This is a genomic window from Streptomyces sp. NPDC054847, from assembly GCF_053610925.1.
Genome location: NZ_JBSGZJ010000632.1, coordinates 1 through 3,105, shown reverse-complemented (window position 1 = coordinate 3,105; position 3,105 = coordinate 1). Strand labels below are relative to the sequence as shown.

The window sequence follows — 3,105 nt, the reverse complement described above, 5'->3', positions numbered from 1 at the left end:
CCGTCACTTCGGGTGCGTGCGGAGCCGACCGGCGCAGGGATCACCTGCATAAGCTCACCACTCGACTCGTGCGCGAGAACCAAACGCTCGTGATCGAGGACTTGGCAGTGCGAAACATGGTCAAAAACCGCACACTTGCCCGCGGCATCTCGGACGCATGTTGGGCCGAACTGCGGTCCATGCTCGAGTACAAGGCTGCCTGGTACGGAAGACCCCAACGGAGCACTCCGGGCGGGCAGTCGGCGATGAAGCAGAAACTCTCACGGCGTGAGCCGTGAGAATCCCCTCGTTCAGGCAGGGGAGAAGTCAAGCCCTTCTCCATCAGACCGACCGCCTCGTGGCGCGCGCCGAACATCGGCGGAAGGGCCCTGCATCGGAACCAGGACGGCAACCACCCCGGTCACGCGCCGGCCGGCCGGGGGCCCTCCTCTAGAGTCACGTCCGTGACCGACCTCTCCTACCTCACGGCCGTCCGGGAGTCGTACGACACCGTCGCCGCCGAATACGCCCGACAGGTCAAGTTCCCGGCGGAGTTGGACCCGCTGTCACGCGCCGTGCTGGCGGCGTTCGCCGAGGAGATACGGACGGCCGGCCGCGGGCCCGTCGCGGACGTGGGATGCGGTCCCGGCCGGGTGACCGCGCACCTGGCCGGGCTGGGGGTGTCCGCGTTCGGTATCGACCTGTCGCCCGCGATGGTCGAGCTGGCCCGTCAGGCATATCCGGAACTGAGTTTCACCGTCGGGTCGATGACCGCGCTGGAGATCGACGACGACGAACTCGGCGGCATCCTGGCCTACTACTCCGTCCACCACACGCCGCCGGAGCTGCTGCCGGTGGTGTTCGGCGAGTTCCGTCGCACGCTCGCCCCCGGCGGCTGCCTGATGCTGGCCGGCCATGCCGGAACCGGAGAACATCTGCGCCCGACACAGGCGTACGGCGGCCGTCCGGTGTCCTACGAGTCCTACCTGACCTCGCCGGACAGGACCGCCGAACTGCTGGAGGCGGCCGGCTTCGAGATCACCGCGCAACTGGTGCAGCCGCCCGGCGAAGGAACGAAGAGAACGGTCGCCACCTTCCTCGCCCGAAAGCCCGGCCCCCCGAACACGCCCGGCACTCCCGCAAGTTGACTCGGCCGGACGCGGCACCGCCCGCCTCAGGGGAGGCGAGAGCGGACCTCGACCCAGGCGAGTAGCAGGTCCCGCGTCGGGCCGGGCTCCAGGTAGCCGGCGAGTCCGGCCAGATGAGCCGTCAGGTTCTTGTGCCGCCGCAGCTCGCGGATCTGCCCGATGGCCGATTCACGCCGGCCGACGGCGAGCGCATCGGCCTGTGAGGGCGTCAGACGCAGGGCATCGAGCGTGTCGGACGCCAGTGTGTCCGGGCTCCAGTCGGGATCGTCGTCGGGGCCGAGATGGTCGATGACCCACATCCGGAGCATGAAGTCCTGCGTGGCCGCACGTGTCCGATCCGCCGGGCCGTCACCGTGCGCACGCCGGTTCGCCAGCAGGGAGAGCTTGGCCCACTGCCGACGGGCATCCGCGGGTTCGTCGCTGCAGTAGGCACGCTCCTGCGCGACGAGACGCACGGCCTCAAGGTGCCTGCGTGCCCGTTCACGGCCGTCGCCCGAAGCCGTTCGAAGCTCCACCCGCAGAGATCCGGCCCTGGCTGCTCCCGGCCCGCGCCGGTGCTCAACGATCCTCGCTCCTGGTCATGGACAAGACTCCCTCGGCAGACGGGTCAGCGGAACGGAACGAAACCCTGTGACCGGTCGAGAAGGAACGGCGAGCCGGCTGCCCCGGGCGTCCAACCGCCGGCGCGGGCGGTGCGAATGCCGTCGGCGACGTGCGAGGGCAGGAGCGGCGCGGCCGTTCTTCCCACCCAGTTGCCCGGATGCGGCTGACCGGTCGTGACCACCAGGATCGCGTCCGGACCGTCCGCGAGCTCCACCGCGTACGTGAGGGGAGACCACACCATTCCCTGGCCGTACGTCGGCCTTCCGCGCACCCTCCAGCGGTAGACGGCGCCGTCGACGGTGATGCGCCGCGCCCCCTTCCTGGCCAGTGCCATCGCCACGCCCTTCCCCGCGGATCCCGCGGATCCCGCGGATCCCGCGGATCCCGCGGATCCCGCGAACTGTACGAGCAGCGCGAGCAGTTCGCGAACAGCACGGCCTGCGCCCGGCCCGCACGCCAGGAATGCCGCCGCAACGACCGGCGGGCCGCCGCCGATTTGCCGAAGCGGCAACACGGCTGGCCGCGCCCGCCACAACCGCCGCATGATCGGCGAAGAGCCGTGCGCCCGCGGGACCCGAAGGCCGGGCGCGCACATCGGAGACCCGTGGAGGACTCATGCCGCAGCAGCAGGCCACCGACGCCACCCACCGACTGGTCCCCTCGCCTGCGGGCCGGATCCACCTGGTGGAGCAGGGGAGCGGCCCGCTGGTGCTGCTCGTGCACGGCTTCCCGGAATCCTGGTACTCCTGGCGTCACCAACTGCCGGCGCTGGCCGCTGCCGGATACCGCGCGGTCGCCGTCGACGTCCGCGGCTACGGCCGTTCGTCCAAGCCCGCCGCCACGGACGCGTACGGGATGGTCGACCTGGTGGAGGACAACGCCGCGGTGGTGCACGCCCTCGGTGAGCGGTCCGCGGTGATCGTCGGACACGACTGGGGGGCGAACATCGCCGCGAACTCCGCCCTGCTCCGGCCGGACGTCTTCCGCGCGGTGGGCCTGCTCAGCGTGCCCTACGCCCCCCGCGGCGGTCCGCGGCCCGGTGACGTCTTCGCCCGGATGGGCGGGGAGGAGGAGTTCTACGTCTCCTACTTCCAGCAGCCGGGCCGTGCGGAGGCCGAGATCGAACCCGACGTACGCGGCTGGCTCGCCGGCTTCTACGCCGCGCTGTCCGCCGACACCATGCCCGCACCCGGCGCCCCGGACCCCCACTTCGTGAGCAGGGGCGGGACGCTGCGCGCCCGGTTCCCCGTGGGCCCGCTGCCCGGCTGGCTCGGCGAGGACGATCTCGACGTCTACGCGGGGGAGTTCGAGCGGACCGGCCTGGGCCCGGCACTGAACCGCTACCGGAACATGGACCGGGACTGGGAGGACCTCG

At 71.2% G+C, this 3,105-nt stretch carries 5 protein-coding genes; 3 read left to right on the top strand and 2 right to left on the bottom strand.

What is annotated here, in order from left to right; all coding sequences use genetic code 11:
* Both ACWGH4_RS33490 and ACWGH4_RS33485 read left to right on the top strand, forming a co-directional pair.
* A partial coding sequence (locus ACWGH4_RS33490; protein WP_453467489.1) for an IS200/IS605 family accessory protein TnpB-related protein occupies positions 1 to 278 on the top strand: 278 nt, incomplete at its 5' end.
* A gap of 165 nt (positions 279 to 443) precedes the next feature.
* A complete protein-coding gene (locus tag ACWGH4_RS33485) occupies positions 444 to 1,127 on the top strand; it encodes a class I SAM-dependent methyltransferase (RefSeq protein WP_453467487.1) in 684 nt (227 codons plus the stop codon).
* 26 nt (positions 1,128 to 1,153) lie between these two features.
* Here ACWGH4_RS33485 and ACWGH4_RS33480 read toward each other — a convergent pair whose 3' ends face one another.
* Positions 1,154 to 1,582, bottom strand: coding sequence for a hypothetical protein (locus ACWGH4_RS33480; RefSeq protein WP_453467485.1), 429 nt, complete (start codon positions 1,580 to 1,582; stop codon positions 1,154 to 1,156).
* Positions 1,583 to 1,734: 152 nt separating this feature from the next.
* Entirely contained in the window at positions 1,735 to 2,064 is a 330-nt protein-coding gene (locus tag ACWGH4_RS33475; RefSeq protein ID WP_453467483.1) for a hypothetical protein, read from the bottom strand.
* Between the two features lie 281 nt (positions 2,065 to 2,345).
* Between ACWGH4_RS33475 and ACWGH4_RS33470 the strand changes: the two genes are divergently transcribed.
* Positions 2,346 to 3,105, top strand: a 760-nt coding sequence (locus ACWGH4_RS33470) for an alpha/beta fold hydrolase (RefSeq protein WP_453467481.1), incomplete at its 3' end; no start/stop codon positions are given.